The 23,678-nt window shown below is 65.0% G+C and carries 18 protein-coding genes; 10 read left to right on the top strand and 8 right to left on the bottom strand.

The window, feature by feature from the left end:
• Position 1 precedes the first annotated feature (1 nt).
• A complete protein-coding gene (locus G572_RS25500; protein ID WP_051242309.1) occupies positions 2–1,429 on the bottom strand; it encodes a sensor histidine kinase in 1,428 nt (475 codons plus the stop codon).
• A 142-nt stretch (positions 1,430–1,571) separates the two neighbouring features.
• Positions 1,572–2,105, bottom strand: a complete 534-nt coding sequence (locus G572_RS0112785; protein WP_051242311.1) for a putative pterin-binding protein — start codon at positions 2,103–2,105, stop codon at positions 1,572–1,574.
• A 293-nt stretch (positions 2,106–2,398) separates the two neighbouring features.
• On the opposite strand from G572_RS0112785, the gene G572_RS0112790 reads away from it, so the two are divergent.
• Complete coding sequence (locus G572_RS0112790) at positions 2,399–3,613, top strand: NADP-dependent isocitrate dehydrogenase (protein ID WP_029058823.1); 1,215 nt, start codon at positions 2,399–2,401, stop codon at positions 3,611–3,613.
• 113 nt (positions 3,614–3,726) lie between these two features.
• On the opposite strand, the gene G572_RS0112795 is transcribed toward G572_RS0112790, so the two are convergent.
• Both G572_RS0112795 and G572_RS0112800 read right to left on the bottom strand, forming a co-directional pair.
• Entirely contained in the window at positions 3,727–5,379 is a 1,653-nt protein-coding gene (locus tag G572_RS0112795; protein WP_029058824.1) for a methyl-accepting chemotaxis protein, read from the bottom strand.
• 670 nt (positions 5,380–6,049) lie between these two features.
• Positions 6,050–6,841, bottom strand: a complete 792-nt coding sequence (locus G572_RS0112800) for a crotonase/enoyl-CoA hydratase family protein (RefSeq protein WP_029058825.1) — start codon at positions 6,839–6,841, stop codon at positions 6,050–6,052.
• Positions 6,842–6,935: 94 nt separating this feature from the next.
• Here G572_RS0112800 and G572_RS0112805 point away from each other — a divergent pair, with 94 nt between their 5' ends.
• Together G572_RS0112805 and G572_RS23705 are read left to right on the top strand one after the other, a co-directional pair.
• Positions 6,936–7,535, top strand: coding sequence for a TetR/AcrR family transcriptional regulator (locus tag G572_RS0112805; RefSeq protein WP_029058826.1), 600 nt, complete (start codon positions 6,936–6,938; stop codon positions 7,533–7,535).
• Between the two features lie 135 nt (positions 7,536–7,670).
• Positions 7,671–8,120 carry a hypothetical protein gene (locus G572_RS23705; protein WP_037547046.1) on the top strand — a complete coding sequence of 150 codons (450 nt, stop codon included), beginning with the start codon at positions 7,671–7,673 and terminating at the stop codon, positions 8,118–8,120.
• A 12-nt stretch (positions 8,121–8,132) separates the two neighbouring features.
• On the opposite strand, the gene G572_RS23710 is transcribed toward G572_RS23705, so the two are convergent.
• Positions 8,133–9,479 carry a lipopolysaccharide biosynthesis protein gene (locus G572_RS23710; RefSeq protein ID WP_051242313.1) on the bottom strand — a complete coding sequence of 449 codons (1,347 nt, stop codon included), beginning with the start codon at positions 9,477–9,479 and terminating at the stop codon, positions 8,133–8,135.
• Positions 9,480–9,690: 211 nt separating this feature from the next.
• Between G572_RS23710 and G572_RS23715 the strand changes: the two genes are divergently transcribed.
• Both G572_RS23715 and G572_RS0112825 read left to right on the top strand, forming a co-directional pair.
• A complete protein-coding gene (locus tag G572_RS23715) occupies positions 9,691–10,569 on the top strand; it encodes a cupin-like domain-containing protein (protein WP_169391314.1) in 879 nt (292 codons plus the stop codon).
• 4 nt (positions 10,570–10,573) lie between these two features.
• Positions 10,574–11,794, top strand: a complete 1,221-nt coding sequence (locus G572_RS0112825) for a GNAT family N-acetyltransferase (protein WP_029058827.1) — start codon at positions 10,574–10,576, stop codon at positions 11,792–11,794.
• Between the two features lie 49 nt (positions 11,795–11,843).
• Here G572_RS0112825 and G572_RS23720 read toward each other — a convergent pair whose 3' ends face one another.
• From G572_RS23720 to recA, 3 genes are all read right to left on the bottom strand, one after another.
• Positions 11,844–13,313: a cyclic nucleotide-gated ion channel gene (locus tag G572_RS23720; protein WP_084650116.1), complete on the bottom strand. Its 1,470-nt coding sequence runs from the start codon at positions 13,311–13,313 to the stop codon at positions 11,844–11,846.
• Between the two features lie 4 nt (positions 13,314–13,317).
• Positions 13,318–15,993 carry an alanine--tRNA ligase gene (gene alaS, locus G572_RS0112835; RefSeq protein ID WP_029058828.1) on the bottom strand — a complete coding sequence of 892 codons (2,676 nt, stop codon included), beginning with the start codon at positions 15,991–15,993 and terminating at the stop codon, positions 13,318–13,320.
• Between the two features lie 248 nt (positions 15,994–16,241).
• Complete coding sequence (recA, locus tag G572_RS0112840; protein WP_029058829.1) at positions 16,242–17,318, bottom strand: recombinase RecA; 1,077 nt, start codon at positions 17,316–17,318, stop codon at positions 16,242–16,244.
• A gap of 338 nt (positions 17,319–17,656) precedes the next feature.
• Between recA and G572_RS23725 the strand changes: the two genes are divergently transcribed.
• The 5 genes from G572_RS23725 to G572_RS0112865 all read left to right on the top strand — a co-directional run bounded on the left by G572_RS23725 (position 17,657) and on the right by G572_RS0112865 (position 23,665).
• The gene (locus G572_RS23725; protein ID WP_051242316.1) at positions 17,657–18,598 is read left to right on the top strand and encodes a PfkB family carbohydrate kinase; all 942 of its coding nucleotides are present in this window, start codon (positions 17,657–17,659) and stop codon (positions 18,596–18,598) included.
• A 138-nt stretch (positions 18,599–18,736) separates the two neighbouring features.
• Positions 18,737–19,708, top strand: a complete 972-nt coding sequence (locus tag G572_RS0112850; RefSeq protein WP_029058830.1) for a pseudouridine-5'-phosphate glycosidase — start codon at positions 18,737–18,739, stop codon at positions 19,706–19,708.
• Between the two features lie 206 nt (positions 19,709–19,914).
• Positions 19,915–21,114: a coiled-coil domain-containing protein gene (locus G572_RS0112855; RefSeq protein WP_051242319.1), complete on the top strand. Its 1,200-nt coding sequence runs from the start codon at positions 19,915–19,917 to the stop codon at positions 21,112–21,114.
• 138 nt (positions 21,115–21,252) lie between these two features.
• Positions 21,253–22,191 (top strand): DUF6384 family protein, encoded by a 939-nt coding sequence (locus G572_RS0112860; RefSeq protein ID WP_029058832.1) that lies wholly within the window; start codon positions 21,253–21,255, stop codon positions 22,189–22,191.
• Positions 22,192–22,213: 22 nt separating this feature from the next.
• The gene (locus G572_RS0112865; protein WP_029058833.1) at positions 22,214–23,665 is read left to right on the top strand and encodes a coiled-coil domain-containing protein; all 1,452 of its coding nucleotides are present in this window, start codon (positions 22,214–22,216) and stop codon (positions 23,663–23,665) included.
• Positions 23,666–23,678 lie beyond the last annotated feature (13 nt).

Genomic DNA, 23,678 nt, shown 5'->3' on the forward strand with positions numbered 1-23,678 from the left:
GCTACTCGGCGGCCGTCGCAACCGACCCGGAATCGCCGGCGGCGCCGGGGCCGAAATCGATGTAGAAATCGGCCCCCTCGCCCGGCGCGCTCGTTGCCCCCAACTCCCAGCCGTGTCTTTGCGCGATGGCCGAGCAGATCGCCAGTCCCATGCCCGTTCCGGCGTATTTCTCACGCCCGTGCAGACGACGAAACGGCTCGAAGACCTGCGCCTGATGGCGCATGTCGAAGCCGATGCCGTTGTCACGCACATGAATGCGGCGCGGCCGTCCGTCCGCATCGCGCGTGACGCGGACCTTCACCTCCGGCGGGTTGTCTTCGCGGTGAAACTTGACCGCATTGGCGATCAGGTTCTGGAAAAGCTGCTCCAGGAAAACGGGATCGCCCTCCAGCTCGGTCTCGCCGCCGGTCACGATGATGTCCGCCGAACTGTCGCGAATCTGCTCCGAAAGACTGTCACTGACCCGCGCGATCAGCGTGTCGAGGGACAACCGCTCCCGGTCGAGCGTCCGGTCGGACGCGGCGGAATAATTCAGGAGGTTGGAGATCAGCGTCTTGGCCCGTCCGGCGGAGGCGCGCATGACGTTGGCGGCATAGTCGATCGTCTCGCTGTCGCGGTTTGCGATCCCTTCCAGCAGCAAGTCGCTGAACACGCCGATCTTGCGCACCGGCTCCTTGAGGTCGTGCGAGGCGAGGTTGTTGAACTGGGTCAACCGTTCGTTCGCGGAGCGCAAATCCGCATTCGCCCGCGCCAGTTCCTCGGTTCGCTCGGCGACACGCCGCTCAAGCTGTCCGCGCAGGCGCATCAGCTGACTGCGGTCGCGCAAAAGCAGCCCGCCCATCGACAGCCCCGCGACCAGCAGACCGATGATCAGGAACAGCACCGTGTCGACGGTGTCGCTGAGAATGTCGCGCTGACGGGCGGCGGCCTCGCGCTGCAAACGATAGACGCTGGAGCGAAAGGCATCGAGCGTCGGCTGCAGCTCGCCGAGCTCTTTGCGCATCAACGCCGCCGCCGCAAGATCCCCGTTCGCCATGTTCGCCAGATGGGTATCCGCTCCGCGCACCACGCGCGTCAGGTCGGGCATCAGCGACGCGGAGCCGTCCACCCGGGCCAACTCGCGCCCGACCGCGCCCTCGCCCAGGCGGATCGCCCGGCTCCACAGGATATCGAAGCGCGACACCACCGGCTGGCGCAGGTCCTCGCGCCCCTCGTTGAGAATCAGTGTGTCGAGGGCATGCAGGACGTCCTTGTATTCGACGACCAATTGCGCGGAGAACCAGATAAGGCTTTGCCGGTATTCTGCCCGGTCCTCGTTGTTCTGCGTGCTCAAGGTGGAGATGACGACGAACAGCGACCCGGTGATGATCGCGACGCCCACCAGAAGTGTTACGTAGAGCGTGCGCACCCACCTTGCGCTCAGTTCCATCGTGCTGTCTTTCGCCTGTTTCGCGCCGATGCCTGTCCCGCAGCGATTGCCTCAAGCCGAACGGCGCATCCTGGGGTGGAATTCTACAGCCACCACGCCCGGGAGGAAAGCAGGAAGCAGTCCCGTCCGTATTGACCCGCCCCTATTGCGACGCCTGCCCGACCACGGTCATGCCGTTCATTTGCCAGATCGCCCGCGAGTAATAGACCTCGGACCTCAGTTCCTCGCGCTCCGACCAGGGGTAGATCACGCGAACCGGTCCACGCTGGCGCAGGCCGATGGGCTCGCCGTTCACACGCACCGCCAGGATGACATCGTAGTCACGGGTGTCGGAGACTGGAAACACCACGCGGTAATTGTTGAGCGCCACGGCAACGATGCTGTCGCCCTTCGCTCCGACATGGGCGAGAACATCGCGGATCAACGGTCCCGTGTAGGTCGTCAGTTCGTCGTTCCAGGGCGTGACAGTGACAACGTCGTGCATCCCGATCGCTTCCAGGTCCGCGCGGGTGAGTTGCAGGGGGACGGCACTGTCGATATTGCCGTCGATCCGAAAAACCGCCGATGTCTCCGCGGCCGCGCCCGCCATGCCGGCCACCGCGCCAAACAGGGCGACCACCGCGCCAAGCGCCAGCGCACGCAGTCGTGCGGTTGTCTTTCCGGTTCTCCGTCCCATACCCTGTCACGCTCCCCTGTTCCGGCGCGGTCCAAAATGCCGCCGCCCGGTTTTTATGAACCGAACACCCCTTGTGACTTCCAACAGGGTGCGCCGAGCTTGCCCGTCTCGCAACCTGCATTTTGCCCTCGTCGTTTCGTATGATTGACGAACGCCTAGCTTTGCGTTTCGCCGCCCCTTTGCTATAGGGGCCGCGCGGCTGTTGCGGCGGCCTTCAGGGGCCGGCGACAATTGGCCCGAGGTTTCCGGCGCGGGACGCGCATAGCCACCCAAGACACGAGGTCATCTGCACCATGGCGAAGATTAAGGTTGTCAATCCGGTTGTCGAACTCGACGGCGACGAGATGACCCGGATCATCTGGGAATTTATCAAGAACAAGCTGATCCACCCCTACCTCGACATTGACCTGAAGTACTACGACCTCAGCATCGAGAAGCGTGACGAAACCGACGACCAGATCACGGTCGACGCAGCGAACGCGATCAAGGAACACGGCGTTGGCGTCAAATGCGCCACGATCACGCCGGACGAGGCCCGCGTCGAGGAGTTCGACCTCAAGCGCATGTACCGGTCTCCGAACGGCACGATCCGCAACATTCTCGGCGGCGTCATCTTCCGCGAACCGATCATCATGAACAACGTGCCGCGTCTCGTGCCGGGCTGGACCCAGCCGATCATCGTCGGCCGTCACGCGTTCGGCGACCAGTATCGCGCCACGGACTTCCGCTTCCCCGGCAAGGGCAAGCTGACGGTGAAATTCGTCGGCGAGGACGGAACCGAGATCGAGCACGAGGTCTTCGACGCGCCGTCCTCCGGCGTCGCGATGGCAATGTACAACCTCGACGATTCGATCCGCGATTTCGCCCGCGCGTCGATGAACTACGCGCTGCAGCGCGGCGTTCCCTGCTACCTGTCGACCAAGAACACCATCCTCAAGGCCTATGACGGGCGCTTCAAGGACCTGTTCCAGGAAGTCTTCGACACCGAGTTCAAGGCGGCCTTCGAGGAAAAGAAGATCACCTACGAGCACCGCCTGATCGACGACATGGTCGCGGCGGCGCTGAAGTGGTCGGGCGGCTACGTCTGGGCCTGCAAGAACTACGACGGCGACGTCCAGTCCGACATCGTGGCCCAGGGCTTCGGCTCGCTCGGCCTGATGACCTCGGTGCTGATGACCCCGGACGGAAAGACGGTGGAAGCGGAAGCCGCCCACGGCACCGTCACCCGCCACTACCGCCAGCACCAGCGCGGCGAGGAGACCTCGACCAACCCGATCGCCTCGATCTTTGCCTGGACCCGTGGCCTTGCCCACCGCGCCAAGCTCGACGGCAACGACGATCTGGCCAAGTTCGCCGACACGCTGGAAAAGGTGTGCATCGACACGGTGGAATCCGGTCACATGACCAAGGATCTGGCGCTGCTCGTCGGCCCGGACCAGAAGTGGCTCACCACCAACGGTTTCCTCGACAAGATCGACGAGAACCTGCAGGCGGCAATGAACGGCTGAGCCGCATCGGCTTCGCTGAAACGGAAAAAGGGCGCCTTTCGGGGCGCCCTTTTTTTTCGGTTGAGACCGTGCCCGCGACCGTTTTCGCGGCACGGTCATGTCGGTGCGCCCGCTCAGGCCGCCCGTACGTCGGCGAGGAAGCGCTCCACGCGGGACTTGAGGGACTCGGCCCGCTGGCTGAGGTCCGCCGCCACACCGGTCACCTGCGTCGCCGCGGCACCGGTTTCGCTGGCCGAGTTCGTCACCTCGATGATGTTCGACGTGACTTCCCGGGTGCCCTCGGAGGCCTGTTCGACATTGCGGGCGATTTCGCTCGTTGCCGCCGTCTGTTCCTCGACCGCGGACGCGATGCTGGAAGCGATCTCGTTCACCTCGCCAACGGTCACGCCGAACATCTGGATCGCCGACACGGCTTCTGCCGTCTCCACCTGGATGCTGGCAATCTGCTGGCTGATCTCCTCCGTCGCCTGAGCCGTCTGGGTGGCGAGCGCCTTCACTTCCGATGCAACGACCGCAAAGCCCTTGCCGGCCTCGCCCGCGCGCGCCGCCTCGATGGTGGCGTTCAACGCAAGCAGGTTGGTCTGCTGGGCAATGGCGGAAATGAGGTTCACCACTTCGCCGATCTTCTGGGCGGACGACGCCAGCCCCTGGACCTGACCGTCGGTGCGATTCGCTTCTGTCACCGCCCGGCCGGCAATGGCGGAGGACTGGGACACCTGTCGCGAAATCTCCTGGATCGAGGAGGAGAGCTCTTCCGTGGCGCTTGCCACGGTCTGCACGTTCGCCGAGGCCTGTTCCGCCGCGCTGGCGACGGAGGTTGCACGATGGTTGGTGTCGCTGGCGATGCCGGACATGGAATGCGCGGTGCTCTGCATTTCCGTGGCGGCGCTTGCGACCACGCCCAACAGCTCGGAGATGTTGGCATCGAAGGACTGGGTCAGCTCCTCGATATGACGGGCGCGGGCGTCGCGCGCCGTGGCGGCCTCCATCTCACTGGCGGCCAGTTCCTCGGCCTTGATCATGTTTTCCTTGAACACGACGACGGCCTTGGCCATTGCCCCGATCTCGTCGCCATGGTCGAGCCCGGGAATGGCGATGGTCTTGTCGCCGCCGGCAAGCGTCCGCATCGCATTGGTGATGGTGGAAATCGGCCGCGCGATGCCTGTTCCAATGCTCCACGCCGCGGCCAACCCGAGAATAACGCCTGCGGCGGCAACGATCAGCATGATCGTGACGGCACGTTCCATCTCCGCCGTCGCCCGCGGGCCGAGCGTATCCTGCAGGGTCTTGGACGCGAGCTTGAACTCCTCGAGTTCAGCGGCGATCTTCGGACCGATCACGTCGACGGTGCGGGCTGCAACATCGACCCGTCTCTCGCTGACCGCCTTGAGCGCCTGGAAAGCCTCGGTGTAGCTCGCAAGATCGCGCACGGCAGCGGCGACAAGCCGACCGGTATCGTTGCCGCTCACGATGTCTTCCAGTTCACCGAGAAGAGCGCGCGTCGACTGAAGCCGCGTCTCCACGATGTCGATATCGGCCTGCGACCCGGACATGAGGAAATTCTTCACCGCGATGCGGGCTTCGAGCAGGTTGGCCTGAACCCGGCCAGCCTCTGCGGTTTCCCGCGCCGCCTGGCGATAGACGGCGAAATCGCCATTGCTGCTGACAAGGGCGGCGATCCCGATGGCACTGATCGTCAGCAACAGGACCAGAATAAATCCGAAGCCGCCAAAAACCTTCTTCGGGATCGATATTTTCTTGAGCATCGCATTCGCCTCATACGCAGCTTACAGAGAAAGGCAGTCTCGACCGCAGTTCTCAAAGTCAAATGACCGCAAAAAACAGTTTCGCGTAGCGGTGTTAGAGTGAAGCCACTGAAGAGCTAGTTAATGACTACAACTGAAACGCCTGCTTGAAACGTCCTGAAATCTTGAGAACCTCAAAGGAAAGGCAAAATAAATTATCTGTAAAACATAAGGACCCGATCCTATCCAACCGCCGGATCACTGCACTCCAGTGCAATTTCCAATGCTGTTTTGGAAACGAGCGTATATCCACGCCCGGTAATCACCTGAACGACCGTTAACGAGCCTGACGCCCTCCAGGTTTGCTAGGGAACGCGAAAAACCGTTAGGGCAAAAAATCGCTGTATCTTCCAATGTGCAAATGATTGCACAAACGCGCGCCGGTCAACATCCGGGCGAAGTTCGCGTCAGAGTTGAGATGGCGCGAAGTTTTTGAGCTTTTTCTGAGCGTCCGCAGCTCCAGCTCCTTGTGCGGTCACGGATTTTCCATGGCGACCGGCTGTCGCGCCCGGGCGATTCGGACTCCGGCACTGCAACGGCCCGCGTCCCCCTCCAGCCCAGTGCTGCGGCTGCCCTTGCCCGACTTCGGCCAGCGGGCGACTCGATGCGCTCGCGGCCGAAATCAGTCCCGCTACCGTCCGAGGTAAACCGGGGTGCGCCGGGCAATCCAGGCATCCAGCCCTTCCCGCACATCCGCGGTTGCGCACATGCGGGCGAACTGCTCGCGTTCGATCAGCAGCCCTTCCTCGATCGTCGTGTTAATGCCGCGCGTGACGGCCGTGATGATCCGCGCGGCGGCGAGAGACGAATGCCGCAGGATTCGCTCGGCGAGGTCGAAGGCCGCCGGAAGCAAGTCCTCGCCGGGCACCACCTTGTTCACCAGGCCCAGTTCCAGGGCACGCTGCGGCCCGAAGGTGTCGCCGGTCAAGAGCAGTTCGAGCGCCCGTTTCCGCCCGGCCAGACGCGGCAGCCGCTGCGTGCCGCCGAAGGTCGGGGGTATGCCGATGTTGATTTCCGGCTTTGCGAACACGGCCTCTTCGGAGGCAATCGCCAGATGCACCGATTCCGTGATCTCGCACCCGCCACCGAAGGCGATGCCATTGACGGCGGCAATCACCGGTTTCGGAAACGCCTCGAAGCGGGCCGTCATTCGCTGCCCGCGCCGGCAGAAGTCGCGGACCGCCTCATCCGTGCCGCGTTTGATGCTCTGCGTGAACTCGTGAATGTCGCCCCCGGCCGAGAACGCCCGCTCCCCCGCTCCCGTCAGGATCACCGCGCCGATCTCATCGTCAGCCTCGATCCGCTCGAGAAGCGAAAGCAGCCGGTCGTTGGTCGCATAGTCGAGGGCGTTCAGCTTCTCCGGCCGATTGAGCGTCAGAAGCGCGACGCGACCGGTTTTCTCATAAAGGACATTGCTTTGCATGGGTCTGCCTTTCCGTTTGCATTGACAAAAAGGCTAGTCCCGCCGATACGATAAGCATACTCACTAGTCAGTATACATTGTCGTCGGATACCAGATGAACGCGAGATCAAGCAAGGACAAGCCCGCCCGTGAAAAGGTGGTCGATGCCGCGAACAGATTGTTCTACCGGGAGGGCATTCGCGCGGTCAGCGTCGACGCCGTTGCGGCGGACGCCGGGGTCACCAAGAAAACGCTTTACTACCATTTCAAGAGCAAGGACGACCTGATCGCCGAGTATCTGAGCTCTCGCGACCAGCCGAACCTGAAGCTCTTCGAGACATGGTTCGACAGCGCGCAAGGCGACGTGGCCGACAAGGTCGAGGCGATCTTCGTGGAACTCGCCAGAGCCGCCCGCCATCCCAAGTGGAAAGGCTGCGGCTTCTTGCGGACCGCAGCGGAGCTTGCCAACCTGCCGGGCCATCCGGCCATGAAGATCGGCTCGGCCCACAAGAAGGCATTCGAAGGCTGGCTCGCCACGCAGTTGCGGCAAAACCGGATTGACGATCCGGCAGCGATCGCACGCCAGATCGTTCTCCTGATGGACGGCGCCTTCTCCACAATGCTTGTTCATCGCGATGCGGCCTATGCCGAGGAAGCGGGCCGCGCGGCAAAATCGATTGTCCGCTCATGCGTTGAGGCTCCTTCGGCCCGGTAGAACGGGTCGGCGGAGCCTGCGACGGGCTTGGCCCGCCTGCGATGGCGTGCCGACTGGCCCCCGCGGGATTTGGCGGCTAGAGTTCGGCGGTCCGAAGTCAAAAGCCCGTTCTCAATGTCCGCCGAAAGACGAAAGATGCCGAAAGCCCTGTCCGCCCTCGTGATCCGCGTTTTCGCCACGGTTTCACTTCTCCTGCTGGCCTCATCCGCCTACGCGCAATTCGAAAAACCGTACGAACCCGCACGCGGGACGCAGGAGCGCAAGGACCTGATGAATGCCATTCGTCCGCTGGTCGAGGCGCGCGTGTCTCCCCCCGTCGAATTCGTCATCGACCGTCTGCGCGTTTCGGGAAACTGGGCCTTCGCCATCGTCTCGCCGCAACGGCCCGGCGGCAAGCCGATAGACCTCTCGGCCACGATGTTTCGCGACCAGGCGGAATACATGGACGGGATCACCACCTATGCCCTGCTGGTTCGGGCCTACGGGCGGTGGAACATCGTCGACCACGCGATCGGCCCGACCGATGTTTTCTGGTCAGGCGATCCACTCTACGAGCAGCTCACGCCGGGCCTCGTCCCGCGCTAGCCTCGAGCCGTCTCATCGCGGGGGTCCCGCGCTCCGAGACACGCGAAAGCGCCGTGTCACGAATGTGCTTGCCCGCAGGTCGATGCCGCGCTTGCGCACACACCATTCCAGCGCGATGACGTTCTCGATCAGGACGAAGGCGAGGCTCGTCACCGCAACGCCGATGAGACCGAAGAGCTGCCCGGACACCACGAGACAGCCGACATAGGGGACGAACAGCAAGGTGCGAAAGATCAGATAGTAGCGCTCGCCCCCGGCAAGCAGCAGCATTCCGGTTCCCACGCCGAAGAACGCATGCGCCACGACGCTGGCGGCCATCACCGCCAAGACGTCGAAATTCCCGGAAAACGACGGGTCGAACAGGACCAGCACATAGGGCGCGATCGCGAGCAGGACGACGCTGCCGAGAAGCGCCAGCGTGAAGGTCACGAAGGAATAGGTCACGGCGAGCTGCTGCGCCCCCGCCCTGTCGTTTCGACGCAGCTTTTCCGAAAGCCGGGGCATGCCGAACGTCTCCACCGCCACGCTCGGCAGATTGAGAAGCATGGTCAGGCGTGTGACCAGGAAGAAGAACGCCGCCGCCTCCAGCCCGATGACAACGCCGATCAGGACCGTCTCCAGATAGGCGGCTGCGGCCGCGAAGCCCGTATGCGCCCAGAAGAACGCCCCCTCGCGCCGCCACGCCCGAAGCCGGCCGCGAAGCTCCGTTGCCCGCGACAATGTCCACACGCCGGACGACTGGCGAAGAAACACCACGACCTGCACGGCAATGGAGACCAGCAGGGCAAGGCTGACCGCGACGAAGGCCGTCCGCCCGCTCCAGGAGATCCCCAGAACCACGCCGGCGACCAGAACCGCGGCGGCGAGCGGTCGCCACAGGTTCTCGCGCGGCACCAGGGCCAGCCAGAAGTTCTCCCGAACCCGGAAGTAGGCCTGCAGAAGTTCGCTGACGGCATAAATCGCCGCGAAGCCGGCCGTGAGATAGAGCGCGTTGTAGGGGGACGGCAGTTCCGGCGCCGTCATGTAAAGAACACCACCGAACGCAAGGATCGCCGCCCCGGCCCCACCGACCCAAAGCAGGCTCGCGCGCAGGAGCGCGCGATTGTGCGCGCTGGTGCATGTATCGCCGCCGCGCAGATGCTTGATCAGGAGCATCGGCCGACCGAGGCCGATGAACAGCCCGAGCGCACTTCCCGCGGAAAAAAGAAACACGTAAAGGCCGTAATCGGGCAGCGTCAGCACACGGCTTGCGACATAAAGCAGAAGAAAGCTCGACAGCGTGCTCAACCCGCGGCTGAACAGGATTTCGACCAGCCGTCGCGCCTGTTCGGAGCTTGCGAGTCTCCTGAGAGCCTTCATCTGTTTGCGCACCGGGTCCGAAGAATTTCGTCGAGACCTACCCGTCTCCGGTTAAGGGGACGTATGCATTTGCAATTTTCATAAAAAGGAAAGCACCTAAAGTCCGCATTTACCATCAAACAGATTGCTTTCGCGGGCACCATATCGCGCGATGGTTGTTGACCCCATCTTTAGAAATCCACGCAATGCTTCGCGAAAGCACGAGGGATCAATGACCGAAGACACCTGTTGTTTGCCATCGGACATCGCGGAAACCTGGGACAAGGAGATCGTCAGGATCCGGCATCGGTTCGCCGAAAGCCCGCTGTTCAGCGACGCAGCGCTTGCCGAACTGGTTGCGAAAAATCCGGACGCCGTGCGCGAGATCGCAACGATGGACACGGGCCGCGAGGACGCGCGTGAATGGCGCGACAGCGGCCTGTCCGCCGCCGATCCGGCAAGGCTTTTCGACGCGGTCGCAAGTGGCGCGCTCTGGGTCAACATCGGCCATGTCGGCGCGCGGGATCCGCGCTATCAGGCGCTTCTGGATGACCTGATGGGGGCTGTCGAGGCCGCGGTTCCGGGGTTTTCCTGCTTCAACCGCCAGCTCGGCATCCTGATTTCCTCCCCCAACGCCCGCGTCTACTATCATGCGGATGTTCCCGGCCAGGGGCTCTTGCACATTCGCGGCGAGAAGCGCATCTGGCTCTACCCGGGCGCGGAACCCTTCCTGAAACCGGAAGAACTCGAACGCATCATCACAACCGCCGCCGGCGAGGAGATCGCCTACGATCCGTCTTTCGACGAAGCGGCCACAGTGATCGATCTGACGCCCGGCGACGGCCTGTTCTGGCCGTTGAACTGGCCGCACCGCGTCGTCAACGGAAATTCGCTGAATGTCTCGGCAACCGTTGAGTATCACACACGCACCAGCCGCCGGCATTTCGCGGTGAACTATGCCAATGGCGTGATGCGTCAGGTCTTCGGCATGACGCCCAAGTCCCGCGCCATCGACGGACCGGCCTTCTGGACAAAAGCCGCCCTTTCCTACGCCTGGCGCAAGGGCCGGATCGGCGAGCGGTTGCAGTCGACGACCGACCGGAGCCGCTAGCCCCATGACAGCCACGACACCGCTTCGAAGCGAAACCTTCGCGACCCTTCAGGATCCGCGTCTTGAAGCTCTGTGGAGCGACCTTGAAGCACGCGGATGCGCGACCGTGTTCCAGAGCCTGGCGTTCCTGCGCTCGCTGGAAGACACGGTTGCGCAAGACCGCGACGGCACGCCGCTCTACGTCGCCGTGCTCGACCCCTGCGTCGACCGTGCGCTGATGATCGTTCCGCTGACGCGCACGAAGAAACACGGGGTCCGGCGGATCGAGTTCCTCGACCATGGCATGGCCGACTACCATTTCCCGGTAATCTGCGCGCAGGCCGCGAGAGACGCCTCGACCTCAAGACAGCTGCGGCAGGCGTTCCTTGCCGCGCTTCCCCCGCACGACATGCTGCTCGTCGCGAAGCTCATCCGCGAGTTTCGCGGCGTGCCCAATCCGCTGCGGGATGGCGGGCGGACGGTCGAGACCCGCGACGGCGCCTCGCGCATCGATCTGGCGCCCGAGAGCCTGAAACGGGCGCGCGGCAATCATTCCGTCTACGCCAAGATGGCAAAGCAGCGCGCCAAGCTGGAAAAACGACCGGACTTCGAGATCGTGGAAGCGACGACGGCACACGAGATCGACAGCCTCCTGAGCGCGATGGCCGATCAGCGGCTCGCACGGTTCTCCGGATCCGGAATGAGCGACACCTTGCAGGACCCGGCCATCTTCGCCCATTGCCGGCGTCTCGCCATCGAGGGCTGCGCGACGGGCAAGGTCCTCCTGCTGGGCCTGCGCGTCGGTTCCGACTGGATCGCGACGAGCTATTGCCTGTGCCACGACGGCGTCATTACCGGCACGCTTTGCTCCATCGGCGACGGTCCCTTCCGCAAGCATTCTCCCGGCCTGATCGCGACCGTGCTGGAAATCGAATGGGCAGAGCGGAACGGCTTCGCGCTTTATGATTTCGGTGCGGGAAGCTACGACTACAAGGATCGCTTCGGCGGCCGCCACCGGCCGATCATGGCGTTGGGCAGCAGCCAGACACCGATCGGCGCGCTTGCCTTCGCCGCCTGGCGCGCGCGGCTTTCGCTACGGTTCTGGTTGACCGAACGCCCCGCGCTGCACCGCTGGCTGCGGCTGCGCAAACGCGCCGTTCTCGACCGGATGGGCCCGCGCGGCGCCAATGCCCCCCGGCAGGACCCGCGACAGGCTGGCGTCGTCGCGCGGCAGCGGGCGCCCTGAAGGCACGCGTGGACGCGCTCCCTGCAGGCCTGCCCCGTGGCAGTGTCGGTCAGTCTTCGGAGCGGCGCGGCGGCTTGCCGTTTTCACCTGGACGGTCCGGATCGGTTCCCGCAGCGCCGGCTTCGGTCCCGGCCTGCGGCTTGGTCTCTTCTTCAAACAGGTCGCGGCCGGGATCCGATACGGACGGACACTGGTCCTCATCCTGGAATTCTCCGGCATCCGCCGCCCGCGTCAACTCTTCCGGGACGATGTCGCCGGCAGACGCCATGAGGCGCGAACGCTCCCGCACCTCGTCCAGGATCTTGCGCGCGATCTCCGGCTTGTCGTTCATCAGCCGCTGCAGGTCGTTTGCCTCCAGAACCATCAGTTGCGTGGCTTCCGCCGCGCTGACGGAGGCCAGTCTCCGCCGTCCGCCAAGAATGGCCATCTCGCCGAAAAAGGCGCCCTCCTCCAGCCGCGCGCGCGTGCTGCCGAGATCGACGATCACCGCGCCGCGGGCAATGAAATACATGCTGGTCGCCTCTTCGCCCACCCGGGTAATCGGCTGACCGCCATCGACGGAAAGCGCTCGCAGAAGCTTTGAGATTTCCGCGATTTCAGAGGCACGCAGATCCTCAAACAGCGGAACGCTGGCGACCATGCCCCAGGTCACGACGAAGTCCCTTGCGTGGATTTCCCGCGCAAACGCGGTCGCGATAATGCCGATGGGCAGGGCAAAAAGCCCGTAGCCCATGAGCATCACGAGACCGCCAAGGAGCTTTCCGGCAACCGTGACCGGAACGACGTCGCCATATCCGACCGTGGTCAGGGTCGCGAGTGCCCACCACATGGCATTCGGGATGGTGCCGAGGGCGTCCGGCTGGACGGTGCGCTCCACCAGATACATGCCTGTCGCGGCGAGCAGCATGACGCCGAAAATGATGACGAGGCTCGCCCCCAGCGCGTGACGTTCGCTCATGACGGCATTGGCGAGGGACCGCAGCGCCGGGGAATAGCGCGCAAGCTTGAAGAACCGCAGCAACCGCAGCACGATCAGCGGCTTGAAGTCGCCGGCCGGCAACAAGAAGCCGAGGAAGAAGGGCAAGACCGCGATCAGGTCGATCAGCGCCTCGCCGCGAACGGCATAGCGCAACCTTGCCTGCAGGGGCTTCAGCCGGCGAAACGGCGGATGCAGGTCCGCCACCCAAAGACGCAGCACGTATTCCAGAAGGAACACCGCGCCGACAACGAATTCGAAGCTGTCGAGCGTCCCCTCCCATTGCCGCTCGATCGACGGGACCGTTTCCAGAACGACGAGAATGACAGTGAGAACGATGAATTGAAGGAGCAGCCGATCGACCCACTGCCCCTGCGGGTCGCCGGACGATCCAAGTTCGAGCAACCGGAAAACCCGTTGCTTGAACGATCTGCCACGCCGCGCGCCCGGCCCCTGCGAGACATCCGCCGAAGGCTCGGGGTCAGGCTTGCGCCGCCGCTCCGGGACCGGTGTCTCCTCCGGATCTTCGCGGTCGGCGCCCATGGCCTCAGGCCTCCGCCAACCGCGCGCCGTCCGCGAGCGAGGCCATGATGGCCTCCACCGCGGCTTCCGCCTGGGAGGCATCCGATCCGCCGGCCTGCGCCATGTCGGGGCGCCCGCCGCCGCCGCGCCCGCCAAGCACGGCCGACCCGACACGCACCAGATCCACAGCGCTCAACGTGCCCGTCATGTCGTCGGTCACGCCCACGACAATCGCGGCCTTGTTGTCCTCGCCGCGGTTGATCAGAACCACGACGCCGGACCCGACCTGGCTCTTGGCCTGATCCGCAAGGCCCTTGAGATCCTTGGGGTTGAGGCCCTCCACGATGCGCGACAGCACCTTGAAGCCGCCAACCTCGCGCACGCCGGCGTCGCCGCCTTCGCTCCCGCCCATGGCAAGCTTCTTGCGGGTTTCGGCGAGTTCACGCTCCAGGCGCCGCTTGTCCTCGATCAACGCGGCAACCCGCTCGGTGACATCCGACTGCCCGACCTTCAACGCCCCGGCAATGTCGCGCACCCGTGCGTCCTGGCCGCTCAGATAGCGGCGCGCGGCCGCACCCGTCAGCGCCTCGACGCGGCGCACGCCGGAGGCAACCGCGCCTTCCGAAACCAGCGTCACAAGTCCGATGTCGCCGGTCCGCGCCACATGCGTTCCGCCGCAAAGCTCCAGCGAGTAGGTCTTGCCGGCCTTCCCGCCGCGATCCGCGACGCCCATCGACACAACCCGGACCTCTTCGCCGTATTTCTCGCCGAACAGCGCCATCGCCCCCTGCTCGATCGCCTCGTCCACGCCCATCAGACGCGTTTCGACCGGCGCGTTTTGCAGGACGATCGCATTGGAGATCTCCTCGACCTCCCGCAGCTCCTCCGCGGACATCGGCTTGGGATGGGAGAAGTCGAAGCGCAGCCGGTCGGGGCCGACAAGCGAGCCCTTTTGCGCCACATGCGTTCCAAGCACCTCGCGCAACGCCTCGTGCACGAGATGGGTCGCGGAGTGATTGGCGCGCACGGCCGCTCGGCGCGTGCCGTCGACCTGAAGCTCCAGCGCCTGGTCGAGCCCGACCGTGCCGGAAATCACCCGCACCTCATGCAGGAACAGGCCGTCGGCCTTCTTCTGCGTGCCGGTCACCTCGATCTCGACCCCCTCGCCGCGCATGGTGCCCGTGTCGCCGACCTGGCCACCGGACTCGCCATAGAACGGTGTCTGGTTCAAGATCACGATGCCGGTATCACCGGCCTTCAGCTCCATCGTTTCCGCACCGTCGCGCACGAGCGCCTGAACGACGCCCTCCACGCTTTCGGTATCGTAGCCGAGAAAATCGGTTGCGCCGCAGCGGTCCTTCAGCGTGAACCAGACGGTATCGGTGGCCGCCTCGCCCGAGCCGGACCACGCGGCCCGCGCTTCCGCGCGCTGGCGCTCCATCGCGGCCTTGAAGCCGTCCGTATCGACGGAGATGCCGCGCGTGCGCAGGGCGTCCTGCGTCAGATCCAGCGGAAAGCCGTAAGTGTCATAGAGCTTGAAGGCGGTCTCGCCGTCGAATTCCGCCCCCTCGCCCAGATCGCCGCTGGCGTCGTCCAGCAGGGTCAGGCCGCGCGCAAGCGTCTTGCGAAAGCGGCTTTCCTCAAGCCGCAGCGTCTCGGTGATCAGCGCTTCGGCGCGCGTCAGTTCGGGATAGGCCCGGCCCATCTCGCGCACCAGCGTCGGCACGAGACGCCACATCAGCGGATCTTCGGCCCCCAGGAGATGGGCATGGCGCATGGCGCGGCGCATGATGCGGCGAAGCACATAGCCGCGCCCCTCGTTGGAGGGCAATACGCCGTCGGCGATGAGGAAGCTGGCGGAGCGCAGGTGATCGGCGATCACCCGGTGACTGGAGGCGGCTTTTCCTTCCGCCTCGACGCCGATGGCGTTTTCAGACGCCGAGATCAGCGCCCGGAACAGGTCGATGTCGTAATTGTCATGCACGCCCTGCAGAACGGCCGCGATGCGCTCCAGCCCCATGCCGGTGTCGATGGACGGACGCGGCAGGTCGACGCGCTCGTCGGCCAGCTGCTCGTACTGCATGAACACGAGATTCCAGATCTCGATGAAACGGTCGCCGTCTTCATCGGCCGATCCCGGAGGGCCACCCCAGATGTGATCGCCGTGGTCGTAGAAAATTTCCGAACACGGGCCGCAGGGGCCGGTGTCGCCCATCGCCCAGAAATTGTCGGAGGTGGTGATGCGGATGATCTTGTCGTCCGACAGGCCGGCAATGCGCTTCCACAGGTCGTGCGCCTCGTCGTCCTCGGCATAGACCGTGACTGTCAGCCGGTCCTTGGGCAGTCCGAACTCCTTGGTGATCAGGTTCCAGGCCAGTTCGATGGCCCGATCCTTGAAATAATCCCCAAATGAGAAATTGCCGAGCATCTCGAAGAACGTGTGATGGCGGGCGGTATAGCCGACGTTGTCGAGATCATTGTGCTTGCCACCGGCGCGCACGCATTTCTGCGAGCTGGCCGCACGGACGTAGTCGCGCTTTTCCAGACCCGTGAAGACGTTCTTGAACGGAACCATGCCGGCGTTGGTGAACATCAGGGTCGGATCGTTGCGCGGAACGAGCGGCCCCGACGCCACGGATTCGTGCCCGTTTCTGGCAAAGTAGTCGAGAAAGGCCGTCCGGATTTCGTTTACACCGCTCATGAAGCTGCCATCCAATGCGCCGGGCGCGCAATCGGGCGGTCCGGGACAGGATCCGGCCATGGTGCGCGCCGTGTTCTTTCTTGCGCCGCTTTTATCTTTGCACAGTCGACAAGTCCAGCGCGGCAACGGTACGCCGCCGTCGCGCGGCCCAAACGAAAAGGGGCACCCGAAGGTGCCCCGAAGAAACGTCCATCGAGGAAACGAACGGCATCGGGCAGACCCGCGCCGGCGCGCCCTCGGCCATCGCCTTACTCGGCACTTTCCCCGTCCTCGTTGCCGGCGAAGGGATCCGTGATCCGCTCCGCGATCAGGCCGGAATTCTGCCGGATCGCCAGCTCGATCTCATCGGCGATCTCGGGGTTTTCCTTGAGGAAATTCTTGGAATTCTCGCGTCCCTGTCCCAGCCGCTGGCTGTTGTAGGAGAACCAGGCGCCGGACTTCTCGACAATGCCGCCCTTGACGCCGAGATCGAGCAGCTCGCCGTTCTTGGAGACGCCCTCGCCATAGATGATGTCGAATTCGACCTGGCGGAACGGCGGGGCCAGCTTGTTCTTGACCACCTTGACCCGCGTCTGGTTGCCGATCACCTCGTCGCGATCCTTGATCGCGCCGATGCGCCGGATGTCGAGGCGCACCGAAGCATAGAACTTCAGCGCGTTGCCGCCCGTGGTGGTTTCGGGCGATCCGAACATGACGCCGATCTTCATGCGGATCTGGTTGATGAAGATCACCATGCACTTCGACCGCGAGATCGAGGCGGTGAGCTTGCGCAGCGCCTGGCTCATCAGCCGCGCCTGCATGCCCGGCAGGCTGTCGCCCATCTCGCCTTCGAGCTCGGCTTTCGGCGTGAGGGCCGCCACGGAATCGACGACCAGAACGTCGATGGCGCCGGAGCGCACCAGCGTGTCGGCAATCTCCAGCGCCTGCTCGCCCGCATCCGGCTGCGAGATCAGCAGGTCGTCGATGTTGACGCCAAGCTTGCGGGCATAGATCGGATCGAGCGCGTGTTCGGCGTCGATGAAGGCGCAAATGCCGCCGGCCTTCTGCGCCTCCGCAATGGTGTGCAACGCCAGCGTGGTCTTGCCGGAGGATTCAGGACCGTAGATCTCGACGACACGGCCACGCGGCAGCCCGCCAATGCCAAGCGCGATGTCGAGCCCGAGCGACCCGGTGGAAACGGTCTGGGTCTCGACCACCTGCCCCTGCCCCATCTTCATGATGGATCCCTTGCCGAAAGCGCGTTCGATCTGAGAAAGGGCGGCGTCCAGCGCCTTTGTCTTGTCCATTTGAATGCCTTCGACCAAGCGGAGTGAATTCTGAGCCATGCGTGCGATCCTTATTCCATGCCAGGGCCGGCGATTCAAACTCAGCTTTTGTACCTCATTTGTTCTTATTCTACAATATCAACTAAACCACTGAAAAAAATAATTAAAAATACAGATGTTCTTTTTCTGTTTTCAAGCCTCTGGTTGGAACCGTCGGTCCAGGCACGCGCGACCCGGAACGCGACCGCCAGAATCACCCTGGCGATTTCACCGGATCGCAGCCCGCCGCGCTTTCGCTGGCGGGCGTTCCTGTGGCATGAGGAAAGCGACCGGCGGGTCAGGACGGCTCGCAGTCCCGGCCCGCGCCGGGGCACCTTCGGGGTTCAGGATCCGCGCGCATGACCATTGCCGCCTTTGGCGCCATTCATCTCGATACGCTCGCGCACGCGGACCGCGCAATCCTTCGCGACACGTCGACGCCGGCGCGCCTGACGACATGCCCGGGAGGGGTGGCCGCGAATGTCGCCCGGGCGCTGGCGCGGCTGTCCCCGCCCTGCGCCCTTGCCGGTGCGGTCGGTCGCGACAGCGACGGCGACGCGCTCCTTGCAAGCCTTCGCGCGGAAGGCATCGACGTCTCGAGGGTCCATCGCTCCGATCACCCGACCGGGCGCTATCTCGCCCTGCACGACCCCGACGGCGGGCTGGCGGCGGCCGTCGTCGACGGCACCATCACCGATGCGCTGCGACCGGGCGACCTCGACCTCGCCCATCCCGCGCTCGCCGAGGCGGACCTCTGGTTCCTCGAGGCGAACCTGCCGCAGCCGGTCCTTGCGCAGATCGCCGCCGCAGCCGGACACCGTCTTCTGGCAGCCGATGCCGTCTCCATCGCCAAGGCACCGCGCCTCAACGAGGTTCTCGGCAGGCTGGACGTCCTGTTCTGCAACCGCGAGGAAGGCGCGGCCCTGCTCGGCCACGCGCGCGCCGGACCCGAGACCGCGCCGGAGGAGGATGCGCGGGAGATCGCCTGCGCGCTGGTCGCCCTGGGCGTCGGCGCCTGCCTCGTCAGCGACGGTCCCGCCCCGCTGGCGCTCGCCACGCCCGATGCTTGCCTGCATCTTGCCGTTGCGCCGGCGCCCGTGCGGGATGTCACGGGCGCCGGCGATGCGCTGATTGCCGGAACGCTTGCGGCCCGCGCCCGCGGATGGAACGTTGTCGACGCTGCCCGTGCCGGCCTCGCGGCGGCGCGCGTGACGGTGCAGGCACAAGGGGCCGCCCCCGCCACTCTCACCTGGGACGCCGTCATCCGCGAAAGCGCGACAATCGCCACACCGGTTTCGTAACGGTCCGGTTACAGGCCGAAAAACCACGGGGCGCGACGACATGCGCCTCGACGCAGCGCCGCTCCCGCGCTTATAAGGGCGCCGGCGCGCAGCGCGCGGATCCCGCACTTGATCCACGCAACGGAACCCGAGGCATCCATGTCGACCAGGCTCTCCCCTCTCCCCAATTCGCGGATCGTCCTGAGCACCGAGGTGGCGGATGCCCGCGCCAGCGGACAGGCGGTGGTCGCGCTGGAATCGACCATCATCACCCATGGCATGCCCTGGCCGAAGAACGCGGAGACCGCGCGCACCGTGGAGAGCGACATCCGCGCGCAAGGCGCGGTCCCGGCGACCATCGCAGCGCTCGACGGAAAACTGCACATCGGGCTTTCCGAGGGCGAGATGGAGCGCCTTGCCGAGGCAAAGGCCGCGATGAAATGCTCGCGCGCCGATCTGGCGTTTGCACTTGCGACCGGGCGCACCGGGTCCACGACGGTCGCGGCAACGATGATGGCAGCCGATGCCGCCGGCATCGCGGTCTTCGCGACGGGCGGCATCGGCGGGGTGCACCGGGGTGCGCAGGAAAGCTTCGACATTTCCGCCGACCTTGAGGAACTGGCGCGCACGCCTGTCTGCGTGGTCGCGGCCGGCGCCAAGGCGCTTCTCGATCTGCCCAAGACGCTGGAGGTCCTGGAAACCCGGGGCGTTCCGGTCGTCGCCTATGGCACCGACGACTTTCCCGCCTTCTGGTCGCGCGTCAGCGGCCTGTCCGCGCCCTACCGGATGGACACGCCCGAGGAAATCTCCGCGCTTCTGGCCGTTCGGCGGGGTTTTCCGGGCCACGGCGGCGTGCTGGTGGCCAATCCCGTGCCCGAGACCGCCGAGATCCCCGCCAGCGAAATGGCCGGTGTCATCGATGCGGCCGTCGCCGAGGCCGCGAAACGCGGCATTTCCGGCAAGGATGTAACGCCCTTCGTGCTCGCCCTGATCTACGAGCTGACCGGCGGTCGCAGTCTGGAGACCAACATCGCGCTGGTCCGCAACAACGCGCGGCTGGCCGCGCAAATCGCGGTCTGCGACGCGCAGGCGGGCAAGGACGCAACACCTTCCGGATCATCTGGCGCATAAGGGCCTGAAGCGTGTAACTGTCACAAGGAATGTGCTTAACTCGTCGCGCCGTCACGCGTGCCTTCGGAAACCGCGGACGCGACAGGCACAGGAACAACCCGGCGCTCCAGGGCCGGAACTCATATCGGGGCCCTTCCGCCGCAGCGCCGAGACCGGCGCCGGCGAAAACTGAAGACAGAGGACGCACAATGGCGGAGACAACGGCAATGTCGGAGACCGGAACGGCACCCCAGGCAGCGGCGGGAACCGCGCTGTCGCCCATGCAGTATCTGGATCGCGCGATGGGCGCCCTGCGGGACATGGGCCTGATGCCCGGAACCACCGCGGAAGCGCCGATCAACGCCCTTCTGGAAAAGATCTCCGACCTGTCGCCGGACAAGATCGCGGTGATCACCCGCACGCTCGGACAGGCGCAGACCTTCAACGAAGTGGTGCGCAACGAGATCCAGGCGATGTCCATCGGCGAGCGTTACGAGGCAATCACCGAGGCGTTCAACTCGATCCGCGACGACGCCAAGGCCATGGTCGACCAGCTCTCCGACGGCAAGATCTCCTTCATGGAAGGCCTGTCGAACAAGTGGCGCGACATGACGCGGGGCACGGTTTCCGACCGCTTCGGCAAGATCCGCGACACCTATCTGGATGTGGCGCGCGACACCAAGGACCAGATCGAGCGCGAACAGCGCATCCTGGAAGCCTACCGCGATTTCCGCGGCGCGCTGAAACAGGCGGAGGTCCTGGCGCTGGAGGTTCTGCAAACCGCCGAAGCCAAACTCGATACCGCCAAGGCCGACCTTGAAGAGGCCAACAAGACGGTCGAGGCCCATGCCGGCGACGACGCGGCCGCCAAGGCGCGCCTGGAGCTTGCCCGCGACGAGAAGATGCGCGTGATGCAGGACGAGGAGAAGCGCTATCAGGTCGCCAAGGACCTCTCCGACAACCTGACGATCGGCTACAACACGTCGGAAGTCATCATGGCGCGGCTGATGCAGACCACCAACGCCAAGGAGCGGGTCTATTCGCAGGCGGTGAGCTTCTTCTCCACCAATGATTCGGTGCTGACGGCGCTGAATGCCTCCTTCACCGGCCTTCAGGGGCTGCATGAATCCACCGAAACCCTGAACGCGATGAAGGACGGCGTGTCCAAGTCGCTGGAGACACTCGCCGAAATCGGCGACGCGGTCCAGGAAGCCGCCCTCAGGGCCGGCTACGGACCGACCGTTCAGGCGGCGGCCGTCAAGAAGCTGGTGGATTCGGTGATCAACTTCCAGGTCAACTCGCGCGAGATCATCAGCGAGATGCGCAAGATGTCGACCAAGAATTCCGAGGAAATCCGCGATGCGGTCGAGGACGGCAAGCGCCGGCTCGCCAAACTCGCGGCCCAGGGCAACATGATCGGCGCCTGAGCAAGCCTCCGCGCCGACCACCGAACAGCGGCCGCGACGGTTCCACCGCCCGGCCGCAACCGTGACGGACCGACCCGCAGGCGGTATGGCCACCGACCGGGCGGGATTGCATGACAGCTGTTGAACGGGAACGAGTGCATGCCCTCCGACACCGCCGCCAAGAAGGCGCCGCTCGATGAACTGATGATGGCCATGGACGTCGTGGACACGCTGCGCCACGACGAAAGGATCGCGCTCAAGGAGCTCGACGCCGACCAGCGCGACGAGCAGATGATCGAGCGCCTGCGCGATCTCTACCGAAGCCAGGGCATCGAGGTGCCCGACCGGATCCTGCAGGAAGGCGTCGAAAGCCTGAAGCAGAACCGTTTTGTCTACACCCCGCCGGCCGCCGGTTTCCAGCGCACGCTGGCGCTGGTCTATGTGACCCGGGCGCGCTGGGGCAAGGCGCTGTTGATCGCGCTTGTGCTTCTGGTCGCCGCCGTGCTGGCCTGGCGCTTCCTGGTGGTCGCACCGCGCGAACGCGCCGCGGAAGCCTTGCGCATCGAAATGAGCGAGACGCTTCCGGCGGAGGCGACGGCGCTCCGCACCCGGATTTCCGATCTGGCGGACGTCGAGGCCGCGCGCACGCAGGCGGAAACACTGGCGGCGATCGCCACATCGGCGGCCGCGGCAGGCGATGCGCAGGCCGCGCGCGGCGCGATCGCGGATCTTCGCGCGCTCGAGGCACGGCTGCGGGAAACCTATGACGTGCGTATCGTGTCGCGGCCGGGCGTACCGACCGGCGTTACCCGCATCCCCGACGTCAACCGCGCCACGCGCAACTACTACCTTGTCGTGGAAGCGGTCACGCCCGATGGCAAGGTGCTGCCGCGCGAGATTGTCTCGGAGGAAGACGGCGAAGCGACCACGGTCGACATCTGGGCTCAGCGCGTTCCCAAACCCACGTTCGACGCCGTGCGTCAGGACAAGGAAGACGACGGCATCGTCCAGAGCGTCGTCCTGGGCACGAAGGCGAGCGGGCGTCTCCAGCCCGTCTGGAATGCCGCGGTCGAGACCGGGGCGATTACGAAATGGTAGCGTTTAGGCGGGAACAGCACAGATGGTGAGTGGACGCCAGACCCTCGGGTCCATCGAACGCACGCTCAACGACCTGCGTGGCGAAGAATCGCGGCTGAAACGGCGGGTCGAGCAGTCGATGCGCGAGCTCAACGACATGCGTGCGCAGGAACTGGAAGCCTACCGCGAGCTTGCCCGTTTCCGGGCACGGGACGGGAGCGACCGCGCCTTCGGCCAGCGCATCGACAAGGACGAGGCCAGGGCGCGTCACCATCTGGAACAGCGCGAACTTGCGCTTTCCGCCCTGCGTGCGGAACGCGAGACGCTCGAAAGCGACATCGCCGATGCCACAGAGGAACGCCGGCGCCTGACCCGCGAACGCGACGCGGCCAGCGACCGGCTGGACGGCATTCTGGAGGATGTCGACGCGCGGCTCGAGGCCGACCCCGCCTTCCAGGCACAGCAGCAGGCCGTCGAGGCCGCGCGCGCCATGGCAGCCGCCGCCCGCAACAAGGCGGACCAGGCCAAGGCCGACCGCGCCGAAAAGGGCGCGGACTACGAGAGCGATCCGTTGTTCCTCTATCTGTGGCAGCGCGGGTTTGCGACACCGGACTATGCCTCGCGCGGGATCGTGCGCATGCTCGACCGCTGGGTCGCGGGGCTGGTGCGCTATTCCGAGGCGCGTCCGAACTACGCCATGCTGGTGGAGATCCCGGAACGCCTGGACGCCTATGCGGGCGACAGGGAGGCGGAGGTCGAGATCGAAATGACAAGACTTGGCGCGCTCTCCCGCCAGGCGGCGGCCGAGATCGCGGGCGAGGATCTCGCCGCCACCATCGAGGCGGCCGAGACCGCGATCGAGGATCTGACAGCCCAGCTGGAGAGGCTTGAAACCGCGCTTCGCGAGCTGGCGCCGCGCGAAGAGCGTCTCCATGCCGGCGAGGACGAGGACTACAAATCCGCCGAAGAAGCGTTGCTACGCTCGCTGCGCTCCGAGGAACTCGCCACGCTTTGGAAGGAAGCGCGGGCCACGCCCTCGCCGCAGGACGAGCGCATCGTCCGCCGCCTGCAGGATCTCGACGCCACAATCGCGCGGACGACAGATGAGATCGAGGCGGACCAACGCGATCTGCGCAGCCTCGCCGGGCGCCGCGACGAACTCGCCAAGGTCGCGCGGCGCTTCCGCTCCAAACGCTACGACACCTGGGATTCCACCTTCGACGACGACAGCCTGACCGGTGTTCTTCTGGGTGAGCTTGCCAAGGGTGCCCTGTCCGGCGCCGACTACTGGACGCGCGCCGAGAAGTCCCGCCGCCGCCGCAAGCGTCACGGCCGCGATGTCGGTTTTCCCGGCGGCATCGGCCTGCCCGGCTCGATGGGCGGAACGTTTCCCGGATCGGACGGCGGTTTCGGCGGCGGCGGTTTCGGCGGCGGCGGCTTCGGCAGCGGAGACAGTTTCGGCGGTGGCGACTTCAAGACCGGCGATACGTTCTAAAAACCGCCCCGGA

The organism is Stappia stellulata DSM 5886 (assembly GCF_000423705.1).
GTDB lineage: Bacteria > Pseudomonadota > Alphaproteobacteria > Rhizobiales > Stappiaceae > Stappia > Stappia stellulata.

Coding starts and splice junctions, on each gene's coding strand:
- G572_RS0112865 (WP_029058833.1), top strand. CDS start 22,214: ATGGTGAGTGGACGCCAGACCCTCGGGTCCATCGAACGCACGCTCAAC.
- G572_RS25500 (WP_051242309.1), bottom strand. CDS start 1,429: ATGGAACTGAGCGCAAGGTGGGTGCGCACGCTCTACGTAACACTTCTG.
- G572_RS0112785 (WP_051242311.1), bottom strand. CDS start 2,105: ATGGGACGGAGAACCGGAAAGACAACCGCACGACTGCGTGCGCTGGCG.
- G572_RS0112825 (WP_029058827.1), top strand. CDS start 10,574: ATGACAGCCACGACACCGCTTCGAAGCGAAACCTTCGCGACCCTTCAG.
- G572_RS0112850 (WP_029058830.1), top strand. CDS start 18,737: ATGTCGACCAGGCTCTCCCCTCTCCCCAATTCGCGGATCGTCCTGAGC.
- G572_RS0112805 (WP_029058826.1), top strand. CDS start 6,936: ATGAACGCGAGATCAAGCAAGGACAAGCCCGCCCGTGAAAAGGTGGTC.
- G572_RS23705 (WP_037547046.1), top strand. CDS start 7,671: ATGCCGAAAGCCCTGTCCGCCCTCGTGATCCGCGTTTTCGCCACGGTT.
- G572_RS23725 (WP_051242316.1), top strand. CDS start 17,657: ATGACCATTGCCGCCTTTGGCGCCATTCATCTCGATACGCTCGCGCAC.
- G572_RS0112855 (WP_051242319.1), top strand. CDS start 19,915: ATGTCGGAGACCGGAACGGCACCCCAGGCAGCGGCGGGAACCGCGCTG.
- G572_RS0112860 (WP_029058832.1), top strand. CDS start 21,253: ATGCCCTCCGACACCGCCGCCAAGAAGGCGCCGCTCGATGAACTGATG.
- G572_RS0112795 (WP_029058824.1), bottom strand. CDS start 5,379: ATGCTCAAGAAAATATCGATCCCGAAGAAGGTTTTTGGCGGCTTCGGA.
- G572_RS23710 (WP_051242313.1), bottom strand. CDS start 9,479: ATGAAGGCTCTCAGGAGACTCGCAAGCTCCGAACAGGCGCGACGGCTG.
- G572_RS0112790 (WP_029058823.1), top strand. CDS start 2,399: ATGGCGAAGATTAAGGTTGTCAATCCGGTTGTCGAACTCGACGGCGAC.
- G572_RS0112800 (WP_029058825.1), bottom strand. CDS start 6,841: ATGCAAAGCAATGTCCTTTATGAGAAAACCGGTCGCGTCGCGCTTCTG.
- G572_RS23715 (WP_169391314.1), top strand. CDS start 9,691: ATGACCGAAGACACCTGTTGTTTGCCATCGGACATCGCGGAAACCTGG.
- recA (WP_029058829.1), bottom strand. CDS start 17,318: ATGGCTCAGAATTCACTCCGCTTGGTCGAAGGCATTCAAATGGACAAG.
- G572_RS23720 (WP_084650116.1), bottom strand. CDS start 13,313: ATGGGCGCCGACCGCGAAGATCCGGAGGAGACACCGGTCCCGGAGCGG.
- alaS (WP_029058828.1), bottom strand. CDS start 15,993: ATGAGCGGTGTAAACGAAATCCGGACGGCCTTTCTCGACTACTTTGCC.